Genomic DNA, 22,002 nt, shown 5'->3' with positions numbered 1-22,002 from the left:
CACCCAGAAATGTGCTGTGATACCGAAATGTGAGGAACTTTTCACCAAGGGTCACGAAGCTGCTCTTCGGTGTCCTCATCGTGACCGGTAGCCTGCTGGCCGCCGCGGGCGTGGTCTTCGCCACACCGCAGGCCGCACCCGCCGAGCAGCGCGTGTCCTGTCCGCCCTGACGCCCCCCGCTCTCCGCACGGGGGGCGGGCCGGGCATCAGATCAGGCCGAGTTCCTTCACCGCGTCGCGCTCCTCCGCCAGCTCGCGCACGCTGGCGTCGATCCTGTCGCGGGAGAACGCGTCGATCTCGAGCCCCTGGATGATCTCGAACGTGCCGTTCGCCGCGCGGACGGGGAACGACGAGATGAGCCCCTCAGGGACCCCGTAGGAGCCGTCGGAGACGACGGCGGCGGAGGTCCAGTCGGTGCCGTTGACCCAGTCGTGGACGTGGTCCACGGCGGCGTTGGCGGCCGAGGCGGCCGAGGAGGCGCCGCGGGCCTCGATGATGGCGGCGCCGCGCTTGGCGACCGTCGGGATGAACGTCTCGCGCAGCCACTCGGGGTCGACCTGCTCGGCCGCGATCTTGCCGCCGACCTCGGCGTGGAACAGGTCGGGGTACTGCGTCGCGGAGTGGTTGCCCCAGATCGTCATCTTCTTGATCTCGGTGACCGGGACCTGCAGCTTGGCGGCCAGCTGGGACAGCGCGCGGTTGTGGTCGAGCCTGGTCATCGCGGTGAAGCGGTCAGCGGGCACGTCGGGCGCGCTCTGCTGGGCGATGAGGGCGTTGGTGTTGGCCGGGTTGCCCACGACCAGGACCTTGATGTCGTCGGCGGCGTGGTCGTTGATCGCCTTGCCCTGGGGGCCGAAGATGCCGCCGTTGGCGCCGAGGAGGTCGCCGCGCTCCATGCCGGCCTTGCGCGGCATGGCGCCGACCAGCAGGGCGACGTTGGCGCCGTCGAAGGCGACGTTGGGGTCGTCGGTGATCTCGATGCCGGACAGCAGCGGGAACGCGCAGTCGTCGAGCTCCATGGCGGTGCCCTCAGCGGCCTTCACCGCCTGCGGGATCTCCAGCAGGCTGAGCTTGACCGGGACGTCGGCACCGAGCAGCTGCCCCGACGCGATGCGGAACAGCAGTGCGTAGCCGATCTGGCCGGCTGCTCCGGTGACGGTCACCTTGACGGGCCCCATGGCCTTCCCCTCACTCGCGGGATATTCGCTGACGCTTTGGGATGTTACCCGCTTGTCATCAGCAGGTTTCCATCGCGGGCACCTTCAGCTCGGGTTTGAAGTCGACCCTGGCGAAATGCCTGGTGAGGAGCTGCTTCATGAAGCCCGTACGGTAGAGGTCGACGATCACGGCCTTGACCGCCTTGCAGGTCTTCACGTCACCGTTCCTGATGCCGACGGCGTAGCGCTCGTTGTTGAGCCTGGCGCCGAGGATCTTGTAACGCATGTTCTCGCGGGCGGCGAACCCGGCCAGGATCAGGTCGTCGCCGGGGATCGCGTCCACTTCGCCGCTCCTGAGCCGGTCCATACAGAGGGCGTAGTTGCCGGCGCTGACGGGCTCGACCTTCACCTTGTCCTGCACCTCGCCGACGGACGGGCTGTCGGGCGCGCAGAGCTTCTTGCCCGCCAGGTCGTCGAGGGAGTCGATGCCGCTGCCCGCGCGGACGAGGACGTCGTGGTGCGCCAGGTAGTACGGGCCGGCGAACTGCGTCTCGCTGTTGTCGACCGAGTACGTGGCCACGACCAGGTCGACCTCGCCGTCGGCCAGGGCACTGGCCCGGGTGTCCCTGCTGACCTGGACGAACTCAGGATCCTTCGCCCCTAACTCCGCGGCGATGCGCCTGGCGACCTCGACGTCGAAGCCCTCGAAGCCGCCGCCGTCCTGCAGACCGACGCCGGGCAGGTCGCCTTTGACGCCGATCACGACCTTCCCGGTCTGCGCCACCTTGTCCACGACTGTGGCGAACGTGCCGGGGAGCTCCTGATTGGCCGTCTCGCTCGGCTCCGGCTGCTCGCCGAACGCCAGGGGCCAGCCCTTCATCGCCAGCGCGGCGCCCGCCGCGGCGAGCAGGACGACCGCGGTGGCCAGCGCGATCCACACCTTCGCGCGGCGCGACCGCGCGGGCGTGGCGGGCTCGGTCAGCTGGTACGGCGCGGCCTCCGGCGGCGTCGTCACGGCCGCCTCGTTACGCACGGGCTCGTTACGCACGGGCTCGTTACGTGCCGGCTCGTTACGTGCCGGCTCGTTCGGGGCGGGTTGGTTACGTGCGGGCTCGTTCGGGGCGGGTTGGTTGCGGGAGGGCGGCGCCGCCGGGGCGGCGTCCTTCCGGGAGGGCAGGTCCGTGATCGACCCGGCCGACACCCTGCTGAACGGCGTGGTGTCGTCACTGGCGACCTGCACGCCCCGGGTGAGCACCGCCGTGGACGCCCCCACCGTGGACGGCTGGCCGAGCAGCCGCAGCAGGATCTGGTCGGCGGAGGGCCGGTCGGCCGGCGACTTGGCCAGCGCGGAGCGCACCACACCCTGCAGCGGCTCCGGCATCATGCCGACATCGACCTGGTGGTTGAGGATACGGTTGAGCACCACCGCGATGGAGTTGCCCTCGAACGCCTGCTTCCCGGTGGCCGCGAACGCGATGGTGGCGCCCCACGAGAACACGTCCGTATACGGCCCCACGTCGTCGCCGGCGATCTGCTCCGGCGCCATGTAGGCGGGCGTGCCGATGGCCCGGCTGGTGATCGTGCCGGTGGAGTCGATGATCCGGGCGATGCCGAAGTCCACCACGCGCGGCCCGTCGGCGGCGATCAGCACGTTGTCGGGCTTGAAGTCCCGGTGGACGATCGCGGCGTGGTGGATCGCGGTGAGCGCGGTGGCGGTGCCGATGGCCAAGCGGTCGAGCACGGTGCCGGTGAGCGGCCCGTCGGTCTCGACGATCTCCCTGAGCGGCAGGCCGTCGATGTACTCGCTCGCGATGTACGGCGTGTTGCCGTCGAGATCGGCCTCTATCACCCGGGCCGTGCAGAACGACGCCACCCGCTGCGCCGCCTTGAGCTCCCTCGCGAAACGCGACCTGGCGATCGTGTCACCGCTGAACTTCACGTGCAGGAGCTTGATCGCGGCGCGCTCCCCCTTGTCGTTGACGCCCAGGTAAACGATGCCCTGACCGCCTTCTCCGATCCGTCCGGACAACCGGAAGGACCCCAGATGGGCGGGATCGCCGGTGACCAGCGGCGAGATTTGCGGCATTCGTCATCCCCACGTGTGCTGAACCCCAATCACGCAAACTTTACGACGGTCAGCAACTTCTCAGGGATCCGTTAACCGTTCGTGACGTCACGGTTTTACTCGCCCGCGAGGGAGCGCCGTCGCCTGGACTGAGGAGCGTCGGGAGCGCAGCGACCAGAGCGACGAGGGAAGGCGACGGCTCAAAAGCGACCGAGCACGCCTCCACGGAGTGGAGGCCATGAAAGCTGAGTGTCCGGCCTGTCTGCGTGGGAGGGTGAGGATCATGGATCGCCCGTACGACATCGTGCTCTTCGGAGCGAGCGGCTTCACCGGCGCGCTCACCGCCGCCTACCTGGCCGGCGCCGCGGGCCCCGGCACGCGGTGGGCGCTGGCCGGGCGCGACCGCGCCAAGCTGGAGCGGCTCGGACTCGACGTGCCGATCCTGCTCGCCGACGCCACGGATCCGGCCTCGGTGGCCGGGCTCGCCCGTCAGACGCGCGTCCTGGCCACCACGGTCGGCCCCTACGTCACGTACGGCGAGCCGCTGGTGGCGGCCTGCGCCGAGGCCGGCACGCATTACCTGGACCTGACGGGCGAGCCCGAGTTCGTGGACCTGGTCTACGTCCGCTACGGCGACAGGGCGGCCAGGAGCGGCGCCAAGCTCGTGCACGCCTGCGGCTTCGACTCCATCCCGTTCGACCTGGGCGTGCTCCACACCGTCGGCCACCTGCCCGAAGGCGTCCCGCTCAAGGTGCGGGGCTTCCTGCGGGCGCGGATGAGCCCGTCGGGCGGCACGCTGGCCACCATGGCGTCCATCGTCGGCCGCGCCCAGCAGGCGGTGGAGCAGGGCACACAGCGCCGCTCCGCCGAGCCCAGGCCCGCCGGCCGCAAGGTGAGCTCCCTGCCCGGCGGCGTCCGTTACGTGGGCGGCTGGGCGCTTCCGATGCCGACCGTGGACCCGTTCATCGTCGGCTACTCCGCCCGCCTCCTCGACCGCTACGGCCCGGACTTCACTTATCGCCAGCACTACGCCGTCAGGACACTCCCCGCGGCCCTGGCCACGGCGGCCGGCGCGGGCGCCTTCGCCGCGCTCGCCCAGATCCCGCCCGTACGCGGCTGGATCCAGAGCCGCGTACGGCCCGGCGACGGCCCTTCGGCCGAGCAGCGCGCGCGGAACTGGTTCAAGGTCACGTTCCTGGGCGAGGGCGGCGGCGAGCGCGTGGTGACGGAGGTCGCGGGCGGCGACCCCGGCTACGGCGACACGGCGAAGATGTTCGCCGAGTCGGCCCTGTGCCTGGCCTTCGACGACCTGCCGGACCGGGCGGGCCCGCTCACGACGGCCTCGGCCATGGGGCAGCCGCTCATCGACCGGCTGCGCGCGGCGGGCATCACGTTCACCATGCTCCGGAACGCGCGCGTCCGTCAGTAGGGCAGGCCCCACTTCACGAACGTCTTGCGCAGATACGGCGTCTTGAACTTCGGGTACGCCACCGTGGTCACGTCCCCGTCCGACGTGTACCGCATGTCCGGGTTGCTCTTGAGCCAGTCCAGCCAGGCCTCCGAGCAGAACTGCTTGCAGTCGCCCTTCTTCTCCATGACCTTGATCCGCGGGATCGCCACCGGGTCGAACGCCTTGCTGAAGGGCGACGCGGCGGGCGTGTACCCCGCCAGGAACGCGCCCTGGTGGTTGTACTCCTTGCCGCCGTGCATGGCCCACTCCCTCTGGGTCGGCGCGTTGCCGTACGGCAGGGCGATCGTGGTCGGGTTGATGCCGGTCAGGGAGTTGATCTGCTTGGCGATCGAGCCGATCTGCTCCTCGACCTCCTTGTGCGAGCGTCCGCGCAGGTTGATGTGGTCACGGGTGTGGTTGCCGATGTCGAAGCCGTTCTCCTTGAGCCAGCCCAGCGTCTCGGCCTGCTCCTCGCGCACGGTCTTGCCGAACATGTCGCGGGTCACGTAGAACGTCGCCTTCGGGCGGAACCCTGGGTTCTTGGCGGCCACGTCCTTCAGGATCGCGACGGCCGTGTTGGGTGCGGGGACGCCCACCTCGTTGAGGGTGAGCTGCGAGGGAGACGAGTCATCAAATGTCAGGACCACGGGGTGCTTGCCGGCCGGGATGTCGATCTTGCCGGTCACCATCTCGGTGGCCGTGATCGGCACGTACCCCTCCCGGGCCAGCCGCTCCAGGTCCGCGCGGAACTGCTGCGGCGTCCTGTCGTCCGTCGTGGACGGCTTGTCGATGATCCGGTGGAACATGAGCACGGGGATCTGCCCCAGCTCGTTCGCCTTGACCTTGGCGGCGAACTGCGCCTTGGCAACCTTGGCCGCCTTGAGCTTGGCCGCCGCGTCGACCTTGGTGTCGGCCATCTTGACGGTGCTGGGCTGCGAGTCGCACCCGGTCAGGCTCGCCGCGGCGGCCAGCAGGCCCAGTCCACTGAGAATACGCAGTCGCATCCGAACCCCCCGAGACACGTACGACTGTTGCTGTGGGGGCTCTTACCCAGCTGATCAACTACGGCACGCCGTGTCACCGTCAAGAGATGGTCTGGGAAGCACGAAGGGGTGGGAGGGGGTCGCGGGCCAGGATGAGTTTGGTGGTCTTCGCGGCATATGCGGTCGGGGCGTCCTCCCAGTCGGCGGTCAGGGTGGTGACGTGCTCGGCGGGGAAGCCGGTGCGGTGGACGAAGTCGAGCAGGGCGGGCAGGTTCGCGCGGGCGTGGGAGACGCCGACGCGGAGGGTGGCGTCGGTGGCGTACATGCGCATGAGCGGCAGCCGGGTGCCGGTCGCCAGGTAGTAGCCGACCGCGGTGCAGGTCCCGCCGGGCGCCAGCGAGCGCAGCGCCGTCCGGAGCCCGCCGGCCCGTGAGGTCGCCTCCACGACGACGTCATACGCCCGGCGCGGCCGGCTGCCGGCGTGGGCCCGCGCGCCGAAGGACTCGGCGATGCGCCGTCGCGCGGGGTGGTCGTCGAAGTAGTCGACGAGGTCCGCGCCGAGGGCGACGGCCAGCCCCGCGGCGTACAGGCCGATGCTCTTGGCGCCGCCGCCCAGGATCAGCACCGTGCCACCGTCCCGGGTCAAGGGGGCGACGGCCCGCCAGGCGTCGGCGAGGTTGTCGCTGGCCGCGGCGACGCGTTCGACGGGGATGCCGTCGGGGACCGGGACGAGCATGTGGTCGGCGAACGGGACGCGGATCCGGTCGGCGACCATGCCGCCCCAGGGGCCGCTGGCCGGTCCGAACCCGAACGCCGCCAGCACATCGCCCCCGGCGCTGGTGGCGCATTTGGAGGTCAGACCGCGCACGCACGCTGGGCATGAGCCGCAGGAGACCGCCCACGGAACGACCACCGTCTGCCCGACGCGCACCTGGCTGACCTGCGGCCCGACGGCCGTGACCTGGGCGACGCATTCGTGACCGATCGCGAACGGCCCCCGGAAGGGGACCCTTCCGCAGATGCGCCCGACGACCGGGTCGATGAGGCCGAGCGCCATGCCCGCCTGCATGGCGCGGGAGACCGGCCGGTGGATCGGCACGGTGTCACCGTCGCAGCGCCCGGCCAGGAACGGGCGGACGATCGCGTCGCCGGGATCGACCGGCTCCGGAGCAGGGAGTTCGGCCCAGGCGAGCGTGCCGCTCCGGATGAACCGCAGCTCTCGCATCGTCAAAGCACGCCTCCCGGATCAGTGGAGTCCGATTCGGCGTGGTGCTTACGGAGGCGCCAGGCGGCCTGGGCGCCCAGGCTGGTGTCGATGTGCTCACGCATGACGGCGGCGGCCGATTCGGCGTCGCCCGCGATCACGTACTCCAGGAGTGCCTCGTGCTCGGTGGCCTTGCGGTCGCGGGCGTCCTGGCCGCGCTCGACCTCCAGGGCGAGGCGGCGGTAGCGGTCGGCCTTGTCCCACAGGCCGTCGAGGGTCTGGATGAGCAGATCGTTGTGCGAGGCGGAGTAGAGGGCGGTGTGGAACTTGCGGTGGGCGACGAGTTGCTCGTAGGCGGGGTTGCCGGGCAGTGGCCTGAGGCCGTCGTGGGCGGCACGCATGGCGGCGATGTCGGCCTTGGTGCGGCGTTCGGCGGCCAGCGCGACGGCCAGGGGGTCGAGGGAGCGGCGCAGCTCCAGCAGGTCGCGGGCCTCCTCGGCGGCCAGGGGCGCGACGCGGGCGTCGCGGTGGGCGTCGAGCTCGACCAGCCCCTCGCTCTTGAGCCGGCGCAGGGCCTCGCGCAGGGGGGTGGTGCTGATGCCGATGTCGCGGGCCAGCTGCGCCTGCGCGATGACGGAGCCGGGGAGCAGCGTCCCTGACAGGATCAGCTCCTTGACGCGCAGATAGGCGAAGTCCGCCTTCGTCGTGTAGAGGTCGGCCGCTGATTCGCTCATCGCTGTCCTGTCTCTTCGGTGACGGTTATAACCTACACCGCTGCCCTACCGAGTCGGCAAGAAACCCGACTCTCTGCCGCCCTGCCACGAGGCCGGATCGCCGCAGATATAAGCCGTTCACCACGCTGGTCGCGTTACATTCCAGAAACGAAGGGTTGACGTCATAGGTTATAACGAAGCAGAGTGTGCGGCATCGCAGGCGACGGCTGGTCGGTCTCGCCTGGTCTAGGAGGAAGCACATGACCACCTTCCACTCCACCTTCCGCGCCTTCGGCGTCGCCGTACTCGCACTCGGCCTGCTCACGGCCTGTGGCGGAGGTGGTGAGGCGAAGAAAGAGCCGCCGCCGAACGCGATCGCGACGGGGCAGGCCCCGTCGTACTACCCGGGCGAGTACTCGCAGCTGATCGAGGCGTCCAAGAAGGAGGGCGGCACCCTCACCATCTACTCCAACACCGACCAGGAGAACTGGGCGCCGATCTTCCGCGACTTCCAGAAGAAGTACCCCTGGGTGACGAAGATCGCGGCCAACAACCTGGACAGCGACGAGGTGTTCCAGCGAGTGCTCAGCGAGCAGGCCACCGGGAGTTCACCGGCCGACCTGGTCGTGTCGAACGCCGCCCAGGGCTGGGCCGACTTCGCCGGCCGCCAGGGCACGCTGATGGAGTACGCCTCACCGGAGAAGGGCAAGCTGCCCGACTTCGGCGAGCTGATGCCCAACGTGTACGCCATGTCGGTCGATCCGTTGTCGATCGCTTATAACACCTCGCTACTGCCCGAGAAGCCGACCGGGCTGAAGAGCCTGGCGGCGATCCTGGCCAAGGACCCCGCCCAGTACAAGGGCAAGATCACCACACGGGACGTGGGCGGGGCGTTCGGCTTCACCGTCTCGCACGCCTTCGCCGCCGCCCGTCCGGCCGCCTGGACCTCGCTGCAGTCGGTGCTGCCGCTGGCCAGGCCGGAGACGTCGTCCGGCACGCAGCTGGAGAAGATCACCTCGGGCGAGTACGTGGCGGGCTTCTTCGTCAGCGCCGCCCCGGCGTACCCGGTGGTGGACAAGAGCGGCGGCCTGCTGGCGATCTCCTTCCTCGACGACGGCACGGTCGTGCTGCCGCGCGGCATCGGCATCGCCGCCAAGGCGCCGCACCCGGCGACCTCGAAGCTGTTCGTGGACTTCGTGCTGTCGCAGGAGGGCCAGCGGGCAGTGGCCGAGGGCGGGCTCACCTCCTACCGGGACGGTGTCGCCGGCGACGGGCTGCATACCTACCAGGAGCTGGTGAAGGCCGTGGGCCAGGCCAACGTGATCTTCGCCAAGTACGCGAAGGTCCCCGACGCCGAGGTCAAGTCCTTCATCACCAAGTGGAACGGCCTGCTCGGCCGCTGAGAGGAACGCGATGACCACCCTGTCCCCGCCGCGTCCACCCGCGCATCCGCCACCGCGCTACCGCAGGCCGCTGGGGCTGGCCCGGGAGAGCTGGCTGCAGTACGCGGTGCTGCTCCTGCTGGCCGTCCTGGTGCTGGCGCCGGTCGTCCCGACGCTCTACCAGTCCTTCCTCGACCGCCCCCTGTACGAGGCGGGCGGCGTGCTCGGCGCCGGCAACTACGTGCGGCTGTTCACCGAGGCGGGGTTCGGCCGCGTCGTGCTCAACACGGCGCGCTTCGCCGGGCTGACCACCATGCTCAGCCTGCTCATCGCGGTGCCGATGGCCGTGGTCGTGGTGCGCACCAAGCTGCCGGGCGGCCGGATCTTCGCCGCCGCCATGCAGTGGCCGTTCTTCATCTCCTCGCTCATCCTCGGCTTCGGCTGGATCACCATGTACGGCCCGGCCGGGTTCGTCAGCGTCGAGGTACGCCGGTTCCTCGGCTTCCTGCCGTGGAACCTGTACTCCATCCCCGGCATGGCCCTGACCGAGGCGGTGGCGCTGGCGCCCATCGCCTACACCTTCTGCGCCAACGCGCTGCGCCAGAGCGACGCCTCGCTGGAGGCCGCCGCCCAGGTGTGCGGGGCCGGGCCGCTGCGGGTGCTCCGGTCGGTGATCCTGCCGCTGCTGCGCCCGCCCGTCGTCTACAGCTCGATCCTGGTGATCAGCATGTCGGTGGAGACGCTGAGCGTGCCGCTGCTGTTCGGCCAGCCGGTCGGCATCGACGTCTTCTCGACGTTCCTGTACCGCAACGGCCTGCAGTCCATCCATCCGGACTACGGGGTGCTCGGCGCGGCGTCGGCGATCATCCTGCTGGTCACCGTCGGCCTGGTCGCGCTGCAGGCCAAGCTGCTGAAGAACGCCCAGCGGTTCGTCTCGGTGCGCGGCAAGGCCACCCGTCCGCGTCCCCTGGACCTCGGCTGGCTGAAGTGGGTGAGCGTGGCCGCCATCGCCTTCTACGTGGTGATGGGCGCCCTGGTGCCCATCGGCGGGCTGGTCTTCCGTTCCTTCACACAGGTGTTCACGCCGCTGCAGTCGCCGTTCAGGACCCTCACCGGCGACAACTACGAGCGGATCTTCACCTACCCCGTGTACGTGCAGTCCATCGTCAACAGCCTGCTGGTGGCCGCGATCGGCGCGGTCCTGGTCAGCGTCCTGTCGCTGGTGGCGGTCATGGTGGCCAGGCGCTCGACCTTCCGCTTCGCCCGCGCGGTGGAATATCTGGCGCTCGCCCCGCAGGCGATGCCCGGCATCATCGTCGGCATCGGCCTGTTCTGGGCGCTGGCCTTCGCGCCCTTCGGGCTGGGCGGCCTGATTCAGGGCACGCTGTGGGCGCTGATCATCGGATTCGGGCTGCGCGCGCTGCCCAGCGGATTCGGCTCCATCTCGCCGTCGGTCATGCAGATCGGCCGGGAGCTCGACAGCGCCGCCCGGGTGTCCGGGGCCGACTGGGTACGCACGTTCACCCGTGTCCTGGCGGCGCTGCTGCGGCCGGCCTTCGCCGGGGCGCTGATCCTGACGTTCGTGACGCTGCTCAAGGAGTACTCCCCCGCGGTGTTCCTGGCCTCGGCCGACTCCAACATCATCGGCACGACCATGCTGGAGCTGTGGGTGCAGGGCAACACGGGCTCCGTGGCCGCGCTGGCCGGCCTGCAGATCGCCATCACGGCGACCTTCGTCGGGCTCGCCGGACTACTTCTCAGAGGACGTAACGATGCCTGAGGTCAAGGTCGCCAACCTGTCCAAGCAGTTCGGGGAGAACGCCGTCCTGCACGACATCACCTTCACCATCGCCGACGGCGAGTTCTTCACCCTGCTCGGCCCCAGCGGCTGCGGCAAGTCCACCACCCTGGCCTGCATCGCCGGCCTGGAACGGCCGACCGGCGGCAGTATCGCGGTCGGGTCCACCACCTTCGTCGGCTCCGGCACGTTCGTGCCGCCCGAGGGGCGCAACCTCGGGATGGTGTTCCAGTCGTACGCGCTGTGGCCGCACATGACCGTCGCCCAGAACCTGGCCATGCCACTCAAGATCCGCAGAGTCGACCGGCGCGAGCAGGACGAGCTCATCACCGAGGCGCTCGGCAAGGTGGGCCTGGCCGAGCTGAAGGACCGCTACCCGCACCAGCTCTCCGGCGGCCAGCAGCAGCGCGTCGCGCTCGCCCGCGCCCTGGTCTACTCCCCCAGCGTGCTGCTGCTGGACGAGCCGCTGTCCAACCTCGACGCGCAACTGCGCGAGCAGGCCCGCGCCTGGCTCAAGCGGCTGCAGACCGAGCTCGGCATCACCACCGTGTACGTCACCCACGACCAGGAAGAGGCCCTGGCCCTGAGCGACCGCATCGCGGTGATGTCCAAGGGCGACATGGTGCAGATCGGCACCCCGAAAGACATCTACGAGACGCCCGCCACCGCCGAGGTCGCGGCATTCGTCGGCCGCTGCAACTTCCTCACCGGCACGATGACCGGCCCCTCGGAGGTGCGGCTGGACTGCACCGGACAGACCATCACCGTTCCGGACGCCGCGTCCCGCCGTCTTTCGGGCCGGCGCGTCACGGTGGCCGTCCGACCCGAACGGCTGGAGATCCTCCCGCCCGGACGCACCGCTCCCGCCGACGTGAACGTGCTCACGGCCGAGGTGCTCACCAGCTCCTACGTCGGCTCGCGCTACGAGTACGACCTGCGCCTCGGCGACCACGTCATCCAGGCCGAGACCACGCGTCCCGGGCTGACCGGCGAGGTCACGATCATCGTCGAGCCCGCCGCCTGCCTGCTCTACCCGACCACCGACGCCCTGCCCGAGGACGTCGAAGCACTCGTAAGGACGTAAATTTCATGACTTCCTACAGTCTTGGCGTACTCGAAGGCGACGGAATCGGCCCCGAGATCGTCCCCGCGTCCGTCGTGGTCGTGGACGCCGCACTCGCCGCCGCCGGCGCCGCCCCCGTGGAATGGGTGGAGCTGCCGCTGGGCGCCTCGGCCATCGACACCCACGGCGACGCCCTGCCGGAATCGACACTGACCGCTCTGGAGGGGCTGGACGCCTGGCTGCTCGGCCCGCACGACAGCGCCGCCTATCCCGAGCCGCACCGCTCCAAGCTCAACCCCAGCGGCACCATCCGCAAGCGCTTCGACCTGTTCGCCAACATCCGCCCGGCCAAGTCCTTCGAGGGCGCCGACGCCGTCGTCCCCGGCACCGACCTGGTCATCGTCCGGGAGAACACCCAGGGCTTCTACGCCGACCGCAGCACCTACCAGGGCACCGGCGAGTTCATGCCCACCCCTGACGTGGCCATCGCCATGGGCATCATCACCCGGCCCGCCGTCGAGCGGATCGCCGTCGAGGCGTTCGAGCTCGCCTCCCGCAGGCGCGGCAAGGTCACGATCGTCCACAAGGCCAACGTGCTGCGGCTGACCACCGGCATGTTCCGCGACGTCTGCCGCGAGGTCGCCACCCGCTACCCGCAGGTGGCCGTGGACGACTTCCACATCGACGCGATGACCGTTCACCTGGTGCGGCGGGCGAACGACTTCGACGTGATCGTCACCGAGAACATGTTCGGCGACATCCTGTCCGACCTGGCCGGCGAGATCGCCGGCTCGCTCGGCATCGCCCCGTCCATCAACGCCTCCCACGAGCGCGCCATGGCCCAGGCCGCCCACGGCTCCGCCCCCGACATCGCCGGACAGGACCTGGCCAACCCCATCGCGATGATCCTCTCCAGCGCCATGCTGCTCGACTGGCTCGGCGCCCGCCACCAGGACCCCGCCCTGGCCCAGGCCGCCACGCTCATCGAGGCGGCGGTCGCCGACACCGTCCGGGCCGGCACCCGTACCCGTGACATGGGCGGCACGGCAGGAACCCGCGCGTTCGCCGAGGCAGTCGCCGCCGGTGTGAAGCAATGAGCTTCACGGTCGCGGTCGTCCATGCCACACCCGCCTCACTCCAGCCCGCCACCGACGGCCTCGGTGAGGGATTTCCGCAGGCCGTGCCCTGGCACCTGCTGGACGACCGGCTCGCGGCCGAGGCCGACGCGGCCGGCGGCATGACACCCGAGCTGACGCGCCGGATGCTCACTCTCATCGACTACGCCGTCCGCGGCGGCGCCGACGCCGTGCTGCTGGCCTGCTCGATGTACGGCCCGGTCGCCACGCTCGCCCGGCGGCTGCACGAGGTGCCGGTCACGGGCTCCGACGAGGCGATGTTCGCCGACGTCGCCCGGCGGCACCCGGGCAGGGTCCTGGTGCTCGGCTCGCTCGACTCCGCCGCGGCGGACTCCGCCCGGCGCCTCCGGCTCGTGGCCGAGGGCGTCGAGGTGAAGGCGGTCGCGGCGCCCGGGGCCGCCGCCGCGGCCGCCGCAGGCGACTGGCCGGACCTGACCGACGCGCTGGCGCGGGCCGCCGAACCCGGCATCGACGGAGCCGAGCTGATCGTGCTCGGGCAGTACTCGATCAGCCCCGTGCACGCCGAGCTGGCCCAGCGGCTCAGCAGGCCCGTTCTCAGCCCTCCCCTCATGGCGGCACGGGCGCTGCGCGAGGCGTCGGTATGAGCGCCGTGCTCGGCTGCGTCGCCGACGACTACACCGGCGGCACCGACGTCGCCGCGGCCCTGCGCCGCTCGGGTCTGCGCACGGTCCTGCTGTTCGGCCCGCCGCGGCCGGCGACGGCCGTTCCGGACTGCGACGCGGTCGTGGTGGCGCTCAAGACCCGCTCGGTCCCGGCCCAGGAGGCGGTCACCGCCTCCTGGGCCGCGCGCGACTGGCTCGTCCGGCAGGGCATCGGACGCGTCTACTTCAAGTACTGCTCCACCTTCGACTCCACCGACCAGGGCAACATCGGCCCGGTCGCCGACCTGCTGACCGACGCGGCCGGAGGGCGGCCGGCCGTCGTCTGCCCGGCCGCGCCCGAGCACGGCCGCACCGTCTACCAGGGGCACCTGTTCGTCGGCGACCGGCTGCTGTCGGACTCGGCCATGCGCCACCACCCGCTCACCCCCATGACCGACCCCGACCTGGTCCGCGTCCTCGCCCGCCAGACCCCGCACCTGGTGGCGCTGATCCCGCACGGGACCGTGGAACGCGGCCCGGACGCGGTACGGGGTGCGCTGGAGGAGCTGGAGGCGCGCGGCGTCCGCTACGCCGTCGCCGACGCCATCGGCGACCGCGACCTCGACGTCATCGCTCGCGCCACCGAGCACCTGCCCGTCATCACGGGCGCGGCCGGACTGGCCCGTGCGGTGGGCGCCCTGGCGGCCGGCTCCGACATGAGGATCGATCCGAACGGCATGCAGACGCTCCCGCCGGGACCCGCGGTGGTGCTCGCGGGCAGCTGCTCGGCGGCCACCCTGGAGCAGGTGGCGCTGGCCCGCCGCACGATGCCCTCCTACCGGCTGCACGCCGAGAAGGACGGCCTCGTCCTCGTCGAGGAGGCTCTTGCCTGGCTGGAGGCGCATTTCGGCGCGGAGCACGGCGTCCTGGTCTACTCCTCCGCCCCGCCCGGGGAACGCTCACCCGGCTCTGCCGAGCTGATGGAGCAGGCGCTGGCCGCCGTCGCCGCCCGCGCCGCCGAGCTCGGCGCCCGCCGCTTCGTCGTGGCCGGTGGCGAGACCTCCGGCGCCGTGGTCAACGCGCTCGGGGTGACCGACGTGGTCGTGGGCGCCGAGGCAGACCGGGGCGTCCCCTGGCTGCTCACCACCGATCAGCGGCGTCTGGCACTGCTTCTCAAGTCCGGCAACTTCGGCCGCCCCGACCTCCTCACCCGAGCCGTGGAAGCGACATGACCGACCTGACACTGCAGATCGCCGACCTCGGCGCATCCCTGTTCCAGCGGCGGCTGACGCACGGCCGCACCGGCAACATCAGCGCCCGCGCCGGCGACGGCTTCCTGATCACACCCACCGGCGGCTCGCTCGGCGACGTGTCACCCGGCGGCCTCTCCCTCGTGAGCCTGGTAGGGGAGCACCTGGAGGGGCCCCGACCGTCGAAGGAGGCGTTCCTGCACGCCGCCCTCTACCGCGCCCGCCCGGACGCCGGCGCCGTCGTCCACCTGCACAGCACCCACGCCGTCGCCGTGTCCTGCCTCGACGGCCTGAACCCCGACGACGTGCTGCCGCCGCTGACCGCCTACTACGTGATGCGCGTCGGCCGGCTGCCCCTGCTGCCCTACCACGCGCCCGGCGACCCGGCACTCGGACCGATCGCCGAACGAGCCGCCCGCACCGCGCACGCCCTGCTGCTGGCCAACCACGGCCCGGTCGTCGCCGGGCCCGACCTGGCCTCGGCCGCGGACGCGGTGGAGGAGCTCGAGGAGACGGCGCGGCTGTGGCTGCTGCTGCGCGACCGCCCCATCCGACCCGTCCGGAGAGTCACATGATCGATCCGTCCGAGCTGATCTCCTTCGGGACCGCGGTCCTGACCTCGCTCGGCGTCCCCGAGCAGGACGCGCGGCTCGTGGCCGACAGCCTGGTCACGGCCGACATGCAGGGGCATCCCTCGCACGGCATGCTCCGCCTGGAGTGGTACGCCGACCGGCTGCGCTCCGGCGCCATGCGCGCGGTGACCGACGTGGCGACCGTCATGGACGGCGGCGCCGTCGCCGTCCTGGACGGCCGGGACGGCATCGGCCAGGTCGTCACCGCGTACGCGGCTCGCGACGCCGTACGCCGCGCCGGCGAGCACGGGGTCGGCGTGGTCGCGGTCCGCAACAGCAACCACTTCGGGACCGCCGCCTACTTCACCCGCATGATCGCCGCCGAGGGCTGCGTCGCCCTGCTGACCACCAACGGCAGCCCCGCCATGGCCCCGTGGGGCGGCCGGGAGAAGAGCGTGGGCGCCAACCCGTGGTCCATCGCGGTCCCCGGCGGCCCGCACGGTCCGGTCGTGCTCGACATCGCCAACACCACGGTCGCCCGCGGCAAGATCTACGCCGCCCTGGAACGCGGGGAGCCCATCGCCGAAGGCTGGGCCCAGACCGCCGACGGCGCCCTCACCACCGACCCATGGCAGGCCATAGACGGGCTCATCCTGCCCATGGCGGGACACAAGGGATATGGCATCTCGTTCATGATGGACGTGCTGTCCGGCGTGCTCACCGGCAGCTCCTACGCCACCGACGTGACCGGCCCCTACGTGCCCGACCGGCGCAGCGGCTGCGGCCACCTGCTGCTGGCGCTCCGCCTCGACGCGGTGGCCGACCCCGCCGCCTACGCCCGCCGCCTCGGCGATCTCATCGACCGCACCAAGGCCGTGCCGCTCGCACCCGGCTTCGAGGAGATCTTCTATCCCGGCGAGATCGAGGACCGCAACGCGGCCAAGGCCGCCCTCACCGGGGTGGAGTTGCCCGGCAAGACCCTGCGCGGCCTGCGACGGCTGGCCCAGCAGTGCTCGATCCCCGCGCCGGAGTGGATGACGTGATCACGAACCAGGAACCGGCAAGGGCAGGACACGTGACTGACTACCTCACGGTGGGACCCCGCCGTTACCGCATCCACGCCATCGACGCACCCGCGCGCCTGCCGTACAGCCTGCGCATCATGCTGGAGAACCTGCTGCGGCACGGCGCCCCCGCCGAGCAGGTGCGGGCCGTGGCCGGATGGGAGCCGCGCGCCGACCGTACCGCGGCCGTGGACCTGCACCCCGCCCGGGTGTTCCTGCACGACACCAACGGCGTGCCCGCGCTCGCCGACCTGGCCGCCATGCGCGACGCGATGACGGCCCTGGGCGGCGACCCCGGACGCGTCAACCCCGCCATCCCCGCCGAGCTGGTCGTCGACCACTCCATCATCGCCGACGTCTTCGGCCGCCCCGACGCCCTCGCGCGCAACGCCGAGCTGGAGTACGAGCGCAACGCCGAGCGCTACCGCTTCCTGCGCTGGGGGCAGGCGTCGCTGCGCGGCTTCACCGTGGTGCCGCCCGGCAAGGGCATCATGCATCAGATCAACGTGGAACACCTGGCCCGCGTGGTGATGCGCCGAGGCGACGAGGCGTACCCGGACCTGTGCCTGGGCACCGACTCCCACACCACCATGGTCAACGGGCTCGGCACGCTCGGCTGGGGCATCGGCGGCATCGAGGCCGAGGCGGCCATGCTGGGCCAGTCGGTGTCCATCCTCGTACCCGACGTGATCGGGGTGCGCCTGCACGGCGAGCTCCCGGTCGCCGCGACCGCGACCGACCTCGTGCTGACCCTCACCGAACGGCTGCGCGACCACGGCGTGGTCGGCAAGATCGTCGAGTTCCACGGGCCCGGCGTCACCGCCCTGCCGGTCACCGACCGGGTGACGATCTCCAACATGAGCCCCGAGTTCGGCTCCACCGCCGCGCTGTTCCCCATCGACGCCGAGACCGTCCGCTACCTGCGCTTCACCGGCCGCGCCGACGACCACGCCGACCTCGTCGAGGCCTACGCCAAGGCGCAGGGCCTCTGGCACGACCCCGCCGCGCCGCCCGCCTACACCGCCGACCTCGACCTCGACCTGGCCACCGTCGTCCCGTCCATCGCGGGCCCCCGCCGCCCGCAGGACCGCATCCCCCTGGAGGGTGTGAAAGCCGCCTTCCGCGCGCAGGAGCGGCCGCCCGTCGAGGCGGACGGGGAGATCACGCACGGAACCGTCGCCATCGCCGCCATCACCTCCTGCACCAACACCTCCAACCCCTCGGTCATGGTCGCCGCCGGGCTGCTCGCCAAGAAGGCCGCCGAGCGCGGGCTGCGCGCCAAGCCGTGGGTGAAGACCACTCTGTCTCCCGGCTCGCGCGTCGTCATGGACTACTACGGCGAAGCGGGCCTGACGCCGTACCTGGAACGGCTCGGCTTCACCCTGGCCGGGTTCGGCTGCATGACCTGCATCGGCGCCTCCGGCCCGCTGGTGGAGGAGGTGTCGCGCGCCGTGGCCGAGCACGATCTCGACGTCGCGGCGGTCCTGTCCGGCAACCGCAACTTCGAGGGCCGCATCCAGCCCGAGGTCCGCTCCAACTACCTGGCCTCACCGCCACTCGTCATCGCGTACGCCATCGCCGGCACGATGGACCTCGACCTCACCACCGAACCTCTCGGCACCGATCCCAGCGGTCAACCTGTCTACCTGCGTGACCTGTGGCCTGCTCCGGAAGAGGTGCGCGACGTCATCGAGCGGGTGATCCGCCCGGACATGTTCGCCCGCGCCTACGCCGACGTCCTCGACGGCGACGCACGCTGGCAGCGCCTGGACGCTCCCGCCTCGGCCACCTACCCCTGGGACCCCGGCTCCACCTACGTGCGCCGCGCCCCCTACCTCGACGCCATGCCCCCCGAACCGCCGCCCGTCACCGACATCACCGGCGCCCGCGTCCTGGTCAAACTGGGCGACTTCATCACCACGGACCACATCTCACCACCCGGCGCCATCCCGCCGTCCAGCCCCGCCGGCCGCTACCTCACCCAGCTCGGCGTCCCCCGCCACCAGCTCAACACCTACGCCTCCCGGCGCGGCAACCACGAGGTCATGATGCGCGGCGCCTTCGCCAACGTCCGCCTGCGCAACCACCTCGCCCCCGGCACCGAAGGCGGCCTGACCCCCAACCTCCTGGACGACGGCGCCATCACCACCGTGTACGAAGCCGCCCGCGCCTACCAGCAGGCCGCCGTACCGGCTGTGGTGCTGGCCGGGGAAGGCTACGGCGCCGGATCCTCCCGCGACTGGGCCGCCAAAGGACCCGCACTGCTCGGCGTCAGAGCCGTCCTCGCCAAGTCCTTCGAACGCATCCACCGCTCCAACCTGATCGGCATGGGCATCCTGCCACTGCAGTTCCTGCCCGGCCAGGGCCCGGACGAGCTCGGCCTCACCGGCCGGGAAGTCATCGGCATCACCGGCCTGGCCGCGCTCACGGGAACGCACATCCCGCCCACGCTGACCGTCACCGCCGACCACGTCACCTTCCAGGCCCGCCTCCGCCTCGACACCCCTCGCGAGGCCGACTACTACCGGCACGGCGGGATCATGCCCTACGTCCTGCGCGGCCTGCTCGCCGAGCCGGCCGGCTGACATGCGAAACGGCCCCTACCTTGCGGCGTAACCGCAGGCAGAGGCCGTTTTCGGCGTCTAGGCGGACATCTTCTTCTTGAGGTTCTCGTCCAGCGCCGCCAGGAAGTCCTGGGTGGTGAGCCACTTGGCGTCGCCGCCGACCAGGAGCGCCAGGTCCTTGGTCATCTGGCCGCCCTCGACGGTCTCGACGCAGACCTCCTCCAGCTTGTTCGCGAATTCGGTCACGGCGGGGGTGTTGTCGAGCTTGCCGCGGTGGGCAAGGCCGCGCGTCCACGCGAAGATCGAGGCGATCGGGTTGGTGGAGGTGGGGTTGCCCTTCTGGTGCTCGCGGTAGTGGCGGGTCACGGTGCCGTGCGCGGCCTCGGCCTCGACGGTCTGGCCGTCGGGCGTCATCAGGACCGAGGTCATCAGGCCGAGCGAGCCGAAGCCCTGGGCCACCGTGTCGGACTGCACGTCGCCGTCGTAGTTCTTCGCGGCCCAGACGTAGCCGCCCTCCCACTTCAGCGCCGCGGCGACCATGTCGTCGATGAGGCGGTGCTCGTACGTGAGACCGGCCTTCTCGAAGTCGGCCTTGAACTCGGTCTCGAAGACCTCGGCGAAGATGTCCTTGAAGCGGCCGTCGTACGCCTTGAGGATCGTGTTCTTCGTGGAGAGGTAGACCGGGTAGTTGCGGGCCAGGCCGTAGCGCATCGACGCGCGGGCGAAGTCGCGGATCGACTCGTCCAGGTTGTACATCGCCATCGCGATGCCGCTGCCGGGGAAGTCGTACACGTCGAGCTCGATCGGCTCGGAGCCGTCCTTCGGCGTGAACGTCAGGGTCAGCTTGCCCTCGCCCGGGATCTTCAGGTCGGTGGCGCGGTACTGGTCGCCGAACGCGTGACGGCCGACGACGATCGGCTTGGTCCAGCCGGGCACGAGGCGCGGCACGTTGGACATGATGATCGGCTCACGGAAGATCACGCCGCCGAGGATGTTGCGGATGGTCCCGTTGGGGGACTTCCACATCTTCTTGAGACCGAACTCCTCGACCCGCGCCTCGTCCGGGGTGATGGTGGCGCATTTCACACCGACGCCGTACTTCTTGATGGCGTTGGCGGCGTCGATGGTGACCTGGTCGTCCGTCGCGTCCCGGTGCTCGATGCCGAGGTCGTAGTACTTCAGATCGACGTCGAGGTAGGGCAGGATCAGCTGGTCCTTGATGAACTGCCAGATGATCCGGGTCATCTCGTCGCCGTCAAGCTCGACGACCGGACCCTCCACCTTGATCTTGGGCATGCGAATGGTTCCCCTTCAATGAATCGATGCGTTGAGGCTATCGGACCGTCCGGTCAACGGGCGAAAAGGGACAGGATCAGCGCCTTGAGCTCGTTGTTGTAAAGCAAGAGTGACGTCAGGACCAACACGAACCCGAACCCCGCAAGGGTGATGACGTCGGCCCTCTTGCTGCGTACCGACAGCGGCCCGCCGAAGCCGGCGAAGCGGAGGGCGGCGGCCGTCATGATCACGCCGCCCAGCGCGAACCCGCCCCAGTTCAGGTCCACAAGAAGGATCACGAGCACGCCGATGGCCGCACCCGCCAGTATCAGCGGGTACGGTCCCCAGCTCTCGCGCTCAGTCCGATGATCGCTCAACGCTCACGCTCATCGCTCGTCGATCGGCTTCCACTTCTGGTCGGTCTCCCCGATGTACTCACTGTCGGGCCGGATCAGCCTGTTGTCCGCGTGCTGCTCGATGACGTGGGCCGTCCAGCCGGACATCCGGCTGACCGAGAAGACCGGGGTGAACAGGTCGGTCGGGATGCCGAGATAGTGGTAGACCGAAGCCGCGTAGAAGTCGACGTTCGGATAGAGGCCCTTGGTCTCGAAGACGACCTCCTCCATTTCCTTGGACATCCGATAGTAGGTGTCGTCGCCGCTCGCCTCAGCCAGTTCGGCGGACATCCTGCGCAGGTGGGTAGCGCGCGGGTCCTCGGTCTTGTAGACGCGGTGACCGAAGCCCATGATCTTCTCGTGGGCCGCGAGCTTGTCGCGTACGGTCTGCGCCACCTGGCCGGACGGGATCGACTCCAGCGTCTTCATGACCTGCTCGTTGGCGCCGCCGTGCAGGGGGCCCTTGAGGGTGCCGATGGCCGCGACGATCGCGGAGTGCATGTCGGAGAGGGTCGCGGCACAGACTCGGGCGGCGAACGTGGAGGCGTTCATGGTGTGGTCGGCGTGGAGCACCAGGCACTCGTCGAAGATCTCGACCTCACGGGGGTCGGGAACGCGGCCGGTGATCTCGTGCAGGAAGTTCGCGGCGATGCTCAGGGACGGGTCCGGCTCGGGGACGCTGGCGCCGGTGCGGGCGGCGTGGTAGCGGGCCACCAGGAGGGGTTGCTGCGCGGTCAGCCGGGCCGCCTTGCGCAGGTTGGCCTCGGGGGCGATGGAGTCCTTGTCGGGGTCGTCCGCGCCAGAGAGCGACACCAGCGAGCGCAGCGCCTCCATCGGTTTCTGCTTCTCGGCGATCTCGGCGATGTTCGCGGAGACGAGGGCGCCCAGCTCCCGGCCCTGCGCCAGCTCCTCGCCGTAGGCGTCGAGCTCGGACCGGTTGGGCAGCTTGCCACGCTGGAGCAGGTGTGCGGTCTCCTCGAACGTCGCACGTCCGGCCAGCTCGTGGATGTCGTATCCACGGTAGAAGAGCCGGCCGGCCTTTCCGTCAATGTCGCTCAGCGCGGTGGACGCCGCTACGACATCGGCCAGACCTTTCGTGGGCTTGTCCGCCATGAGTGTTTCCTCCGCTTATCTTCGTCCGAAGTCTACCCGTGAGCAGGCAAAACCGTCCGCAAAGGTCCAGACCAATTTCACGCCGGATTCTCCTTTCGGCAAAGGCGATTCCGCATCCCCTCGTTTGGGTAAGCCGGAGCTGTAGTAATAGTTACGGCGGGCTACCTGGGGAGGAACTGCCGTGCCCAGGAGGAGGCGTGCCGTTCATACGCTGCC

General features: G+C 70.4%; 19 protein-coding genes. 11 read left to right on the top strand and 8 right to left on the bottom strand.

Annotation, left to right across the window (positions count from 1 at the left end; genetic code table 11):
- The first annotated feature begins 29 nt into the window (after positions 1-29).
- Entirely contained in the window at positions 30-170 is a 141-nt protein-coding gene (locus tag AB0J64_RS43400; RefSeq protein ID WP_364041346.1) for a hypothetical protein, read from the top strand.
- Positions 171-206: 36 nt separating this feature from the next.
- Here the strand turns inward: AB0J64_RS43400 and AB0J64_RS43395 are convergent, their stop codons facing one another.
- Both AB0J64_RS43395 and AB0J64_RS43390 read right to left on the bottom strand, forming a co-directional pair.
- Complete coding sequence (locus AB0J64_RS43395; protein WP_364041344.1) at positions 207-1,178, bottom strand: malate dehydrogenase; 972 nt, start codon at positions 1,176-1,178, stop codon at positions 207-209.
- Between the two features lie 58 nt (positions 1,179-1,236).
- Positions 1,237-3,243 (bottom strand): transporter substrate-binding domain-containing protein, encoded by a 2,007-nt coding sequence (locus AB0J64_RS43390; RefSeq protein WP_364041342.1) that lies wholly within the window; start codon positions 3,241-3,243, stop codon positions 1,237-1,239.
- 262 nt (positions 3,244-3,505) lie between these two features.
- Here AB0J64_RS43390 and AB0J64_RS43385 point away from each other — a divergent pair, with 262 nt between their 5' ends.
- Positions 3,506-4,651: a saccharopine dehydrogenase NADP-binding domain-containing protein gene (locus AB0J64_RS43385; RefSeq protein ID WP_364041340.1), complete on the top strand. Its 1,146-nt coding sequence runs from the start codon at positions 3,506-3,508 to the stop codon at positions 4,649-4,651.
- Here the strand turns inward: AB0J64_RS43385 and AB0J64_RS43380 are convergent.
- The 3 genes from AB0J64_RS43380 to AB0J64_RS43370 all read right to left on the bottom strand — a co-directional run bounded on the left by AB0J64_RS43380 (position 4,645) and on the right by AB0J64_RS43370 (position 7,593).
- On the bottom strand, positions 4,645-5,676 hold the full coding sequence (locus tag AB0J64_RS43380) for a polysaccharide deacetylase family protein (protein ID WP_364041338.1): 1,032 nt from the start codon (positions 5,674-5,676) through the stop codon (positions 4,645-4,647). The genes AB0J64_RS43385 and AB0J64_RS43380 overlap by 7 nt on opposite strands.
- A gap of 79 nt (positions 5,677-5,755) precedes the next feature.
- The gene (locus tag AB0J64_RS43375; RefSeq protein ID WP_364041366.1) at positions 5,756-6,880 is read right to left on the bottom strand and encodes an alcohol dehydrogenase catalytic domain-containing protein; all 1,125 of its coding nucleotides are present in this window, start codon (positions 6,878-6,880) and stop codon (positions 5,756-5,758) included.
- A gap of 2 nt (positions 6,881-6,882) precedes the next feature.
- The gene (locus AB0J64_RS43370; RefSeq protein WP_364041336.1) at positions 6,883-7,593 is read right to left on the bottom strand and encodes a GntR family transcriptional regulator; all 711 of its coding nucleotides are present in this window, start codon (positions 7,591-7,593) and stop codon (positions 6,883-6,885) included.
- Positions 7,594-7,832: 239 nt separating this feature from the next.
- Between AB0J64_RS43370 and AB0J64_RS43365 the strand changes: the two genes are divergently transcribed.
- Genes AB0J64_RS43365 through acnA form a run of 9 tightly spaced genes read left to right on the top strand, consistent with a single transcriptional unit; the run spans position 7,833 to position 19,024 of the window.
- A complete protein-coding gene (locus AB0J64_RS43365) occupies positions 7,833-8,975 on the top strand; it encodes an extracellular solute-binding protein (RefSeq protein ID WP_364041334.1) in 1,143 nt (380 codons plus the stop codon).
- A gap of 10 nt (positions 8,976-8,985) precedes the next feature.
- Positions 8,986-10,734 carry an iron ABC transporter permease gene (locus AB0J64_RS43360; RefSeq protein ID WP_364041332.1) on the top strand — a complete coding sequence of 583 codons (1,749 nt, stop codon included), beginning with the start codon at positions 8,986-8,988 and terminating at the stop codon, positions 10,732-10,734.
- The gene (locus AB0J64_RS43355; protein ID WP_364041330.1) at positions 10,727-11,836 is read left to right on the top strand and encodes an ABC transporter ATP-binding protein; all 1,110 of its coding nucleotides are present in this window, start codon (positions 10,727-10,729) and stop codon (positions 11,834-11,836) included. The genes AB0J64_RS43360 and AB0J64_RS43355 overlap by 8 nt, the downstream gene beginning before the upstream one ends.
- Positions 11,837-11,841: 5 nt before the next feature.
- Complete coding sequence (locus AB0J64_RS43350) at positions 11,842-12,912, top strand: isocitrate/isopropylmalate dehydrogenase family protein (RefSeq protein ID WP_364041328.1); 1,071 nt, start codon at positions 11,842-11,844, stop codon at positions 12,910-12,912.
- Complete coding sequence (locus tag AB0J64_RS43345; RefSeq protein WP_364041326.1) at positions 12,909-13,556, top strand: aspartate/glutamate racemase family protein; 648 nt, start codon at positions 12,909-12,911, stop codon at positions 13,554-13,556. The genes AB0J64_RS43350 and AB0J64_RS43345 overlap by 4 nt, the downstream gene beginning before the upstream one ends.
- Positions 13,553-14,785 carry a 3-oxo-tetronate kinase gene (otnK, locus tag AB0J64_RS43340; protein WP_364041324.1) on the top strand — a complete coding sequence of 411 codons (1,233 nt, stop codon included), beginning with the start codon at positions 13,553-13,555 and terminating at the stop codon, positions 14,783-14,785. The genes AB0J64_RS43345 and otnK overlap by 4 nt, the downstream gene beginning before the upstream one ends.
- Positions 14,782-15,378 (top strand): 3-oxo-tetronate 4-phosphate decarboxylase, encoded by a 597-nt coding sequence (gene otnC / locus AB0J64_RS43335; RefSeq protein WP_364041322.1) that lies wholly within the window; start codon positions 14,782-14,784, stop codon positions 15,376-15,378. The genes otnK and otnC overlap by 4 nt, the downstream gene beginning before the upstream one ends.
- Positions 15,375-16,418, top strand: coding sequence for an Ldh family oxidoreductase (locus tag AB0J64_RS43330; protein WP_364041320.1), 1,044 nt, complete (start codon positions 15,375-15,377; stop codon positions 16,416-16,418). The genes otnC and AB0J64_RS43330 overlap by 4 nt, the downstream gene beginning before the upstream one ends.
- A 50-nt stretch (positions 16,419-16,468) precedes the next feature.
- Complete coding sequence (gene acnA, locus AB0J64_RS43325) at positions 16,469-19,024, top strand: aconitate hydratase AcnA (protein WP_364041364.1); 2,556 nt, start codon at positions 16,469-16,471, stop codon at positions 19,022-19,024.
- A gap of 57 nt (positions 19,025-19,081) precedes the next feature.
- Here the strand turns inward: acnA and AB0J64_RS43320 are convergent, their stop codons facing one another.
- From AB0J64_RS43320 to AB0J64_RS43310, 3 genes are read right to left on the bottom strand one after another with little or no spacing between them, the layout of a single operon-like run.
- Positions 19,082-20,299 carry an NADP-dependent isocitrate dehydrogenase gene (locus AB0J64_RS43320; RefSeq protein ID WP_364041318.1) on the bottom strand — a complete coding sequence of 406 codons (1,218 nt, stop codon included), beginning with the start codon at positions 20,297-20,299 and terminating at the stop codon, positions 19,082-19,084.
- Between the two features lie 53 nt (positions 20,300-20,352).
- The gene (locus AB0J64_RS43315) at positions 20,353-20,655 is read right to left on the bottom strand and encodes a DUF3017 domain-containing protein (RefSeq protein ID WP_364041316.1); all 303 of its coding nucleotides are present in this window, start codon (positions 20,653-20,655) and stop codon (positions 20,353-20,355) included.
- A 9-nt stretch (positions 20,656-20,664) separates the two neighbouring features.
- Positions 20,665-21,786 carry a citrate/2-methylcitrate synthase gene (locus AB0J64_RS43310; protein ID WP_364041314.1) on the bottom strand — a complete coding sequence of 374 codons (1,122 nt, stop codon included), beginning with the start codon at positions 21,784-21,786 and terminating at the stop codon, positions 20,665-20,667.
- Positions 21,787-22,002 lie beyond the last annotated feature (216 nt).

The organism is Nonomuraea sp. NPDC049695 (assembly GCF_040674955.1).
GTDB classification, from domain to species: domain Bacteria; phylum Actinomycetota; class Actinomycetes; order Streptosporangiales; family Streptosporangiaceae; genus Nonomuraea; species Nonomuraea helvata.
Note: the sequence above shows the minus strand (reverse complement) of the source record. Positions and strands in the feature narration are given on the sequence as shown.